Source organism: Pseudonocardia pini, assembly GCF_013870575.1.
Taxonomy (GTDB): Bacteria; Actinomycetota; Actinomycetes; order Mycobacteriales; family Pseudonocardiaceae; genus Pseudonocardia; species Pseudonocardia pini.
This window is the reverse complement of sequence record NZ_JACBXB010000700.1, coordinates 1-2,941: the sequence shown is the minus strand read 5'-3', so window position 1 is coordinate 2,941 and position 2,941 is coordinate 1. Positions and strand designations below refer to the sequence as shown.

2 protein-coding genes and 1 pseudogene are annotated in these 2,941 nt (G+C 73.6%); 2 read left to right on the top strand and 1 reads right to left on the bottom strand.

From position 1 onward, the window contains the following. A pseudogene (locus tag H5J29_RS27405) lies at positions 1–365 on the top strand (magnesium chelatase); the annotation flags it as partial. Next, a complete protein-coding gene (locus H5J29_RS27400) occupies positions 358–2,313 on the top strand; it encodes a vWA domain-containing protein (RefSeq protein WP_181783886.1) in 1,956 nt (651 codons plus the stop codon). The pseudogene H5J29_RS27405 and the gene H5J29_RS27400, both read left to right, overlap by 8 nt. 22 nt (positions 2,314–2,335) lie before the next feature. On the opposite strand, the gene H5J29_RS27395 is transcribed toward H5J29_RS27400, so the two are convergent. Next, positions 2,336–2,941 (bottom strand): tyrosine-type recombinase/integrase (locus H5J29_RS27395; protein WP_181783885.1); only part of this gene is annotated, 606 nt, incomplete at its 5' end.

Here is a 2,941-nt window from a genome sequence, read left to right as displayed (position 1 = left end):
GCGGCAAGCTGGAGTTCGAGTCCGGCGAGGAGGGGCGCGAGGAGGAGATCCTGGAGCACCTGCTGCGCCGCGCCATCGCCGACACCGCGCGGTTCGCGCTGCGCGGGGTGGACCTCGGCGAGCTCGCGGAGGCGGTCGCCTCCCGGCCGGTCCGGACCGGTGAGCGGGTGCCCGCCGCCGAGGTCGTCGCCAAGCTGCCCACGGTCTCCGCGCTCACCGAGGTCGCGACCCGGCTCGGGGCCGAGGGGACCGAGGACCCGGGGCCCATGGCGTCGGCCGCGGAGCTGGCGCTGGAGTACCTGTTCCTCACGCGCAAGCTCGCGAAGGACGAGACCGACGACGGAGAGACGGTCGAATATGGCTGATCCTCGGCGTCGTCGCAGGCGGTACGCGTACGGGCCGTACGCGGGGGGACCGGACCCGCTGGCGCCGCCGTTCGACATCCGGTCGGCCATGGACCAGATCGGCCGGGACGTCATGGAGGGCTCCTCGCCGCGCCAGGCGCTGCAGGAGCTGCTCCGGCGTGGTCTGGAGGGCCGCCGGGGTCTCGACGACCTGACCCGCCAGGTCTGGCAGCGGCGGCGGGACCTGCAGCGGGACAACCGGCTCGACGGCACGCTGCAGGAGGTCCGCGAGCTGCTGGCACGCGCCCTCGACGCCGAGCGCGAGTCGTTGGGTCACGAGGACTCGGACGACGCACGGTTCCGCGAGATGCAGCTCGACGCCCTGCCGAACGACACCGGCGGCGCGGTGCGGGAGCTGAACGAGTACGACTGGCGCTCCTCGGAGGCACGCCAGGCGTACGAGGACATCCGGGACCTGCTCGGCCGGGAGATGTTGGACCAACGCTTCCAGGGCATGAAGCAGGCGATGGAGAACGCCACGCCCGAGGACGTCGAGCGGATCAACGAGATGTTGACCGACCTCAACGACCTGCTCGCGAACCACGCCCAGGGCCAGGACACCACCGAGCAGTTCGCCGAGTTCATGCAGAAGCACGGGGACTTCTTCCCGGAGAACCCGCAGAACACCGACGAGCTCGCGGACATCCTGGCGCAGCGGTCCGCCGCGGCGCAGCGGATGCTCAACTCGATGTCCGCCGAGCAGCGGGCCGAGCTGATGGAGCTCTCGCAGCAGGCCTTCGGCGACCCGCGGCTGGCCCAGCAGATGGCCCGGCTCGACGCCCAGCTGCAGGCCATGCGGCCGGGCGAGGACTGGCAGGGCTCGGGCCGGTTCCGCGGCGACAACCCGATGGGCATGGGCGAGGCCACCCGGGCGCTCGAGGAGCTCGGGCAGCTGGACTCGCTGGCCGAGCAGCTCTCCCAGAGCTATCCCGGTGCCCGGCTGGACGACATCGACCTCGAGGCGCTCACCGAGATGGTCGGCGAGCAGGCGGGCGTCGACGCCCGCACCCTGGCCCAGCTGGAGCGCGAGCTGCAGCGGCAGGGCCTGTTCGAGCGGGCGGCCGACGGGTCTCTGCTGTTGTCCCCCAAGGCGTTGCGCAGGCTCGGGCAGTCGATCCTGCGAGACGTCGCGGAGCAGCTCTCCGGCCGGACCGGGCAGCGGGACACCCGCCGGGCCGGTGCGGCGGGGGACGCGACCGGGCAGACGCGGCCGTGGGCCTTCGGGGACACCGAGGCCTGGTCGGTGCCGCGGACGATGCTCAACGCCCAGCTCCGACGCGCGTCGGGGGACTCCCGCGCACTCGACGTGACGGACGTGGAGATCGTCGAGACCGAGCAGCGGACGCGCGCGGCGGTCTCCCTGCTCGTGGACACCTCGTGGTCGATGGTGGCCGAGGGCAGGTGGGTGCCGATGAAGCGCACCGCGCTCGCGCTGCACCAGCTCGTGTCCACCCGGTTCCGCGGCGACGCGCTCCAGCTCGTGACGTTCGGGCGGCACGCCCAGTCCGTCGAGCTCGGTGAGCTGGTGGGCCTGGAGGGGGCGTACGCGCAGGGCACGAACCTGCACCACGCCCTGCTGCTGGCCGGGCAGCACCTGCGGAAGAACTCCGACGCCATCCCGGTCGTCCTGGTGGTCACCGACGGCGAGCCGACCGCGCACCTGGAGCCCGACGGCGAGGCGTACTTCGACTACCCGCCCAGCCCGCACACCCTGCGGGCGACGATCGGGGAGCTGGACAGGCTGTCCGGCCTGAAGGCGACCTTCACGTTCTTCGTGCTGGGCGACGACCCGCGCCTGGCGGCGTTCATGGACGACGTCGCCCACCGCGTCGGTGGCCGAGTGGTCACCCCGAGCCTGGACGGCCTGGGCGCCGAGGTGGTGGCGGACTACCTGAAGCGCCGATCCTGACCCCATCCCTGACGGCGTGGGGTCAGGGGGGTAGGTCCAGGGCGTCGGCGGCGTTGTGGCGCCACTGGTCGACGGTGCGGATGTAGCGGAAGAGCTCCTGCGAGCCGGGGGCCCAGCGGCCCTGCTGCGCGATGTCGAGCAGGGCCGCGCCCGCCCGGTAGGACTCGGTGGCGAAGCCCGCGCGCAGGGAGTGGCAGGTCACGGGGTGCGGGAGGCCCGCCCGCTCACCCGCCCGCGCGATGACGGCCGTGACGGCGTCGGGCGAGAGGGCGCTGTCGCTCACCACGTCGTGCCGGTCGACCCGACGGAACGCCGGACCCCCGCTGCTCACCCGTTGCCAGGCGAGCCAGGCCGCGCGCGGGCACAGCAGCGGGTGCCGACGTCGGGGGAGCGCGCTGCGGCCGGTCGTCTTGCCGACCCGCACGTCGAGGACCAGCCCGTTCTGCTCCACCGTCACGTCCGCGGCCAGCAGGTGGGCCTGGTCGCTGGCGCGGGTCGCGCCGTAGAAGCCGAGGGTGAGCATCGCGCGGTCCCGCAGGCCCGCGCGGGTGTCCGGACAGGCGGCGGACATGGCGAGCACCGCCCGCAGGTCGACGGCGACGGCCTGGCCCCGGCCCCGACGGATCCC

Coding starts and splice junctions, on each gene's coding strand:
- H5J29_RS27400 (WP_181783886.1), top strand. CDS start 358: ATGGCTGATCCTCGGCGTCGTCGCAGGCGGTACGCGTACGGGCCGTAC.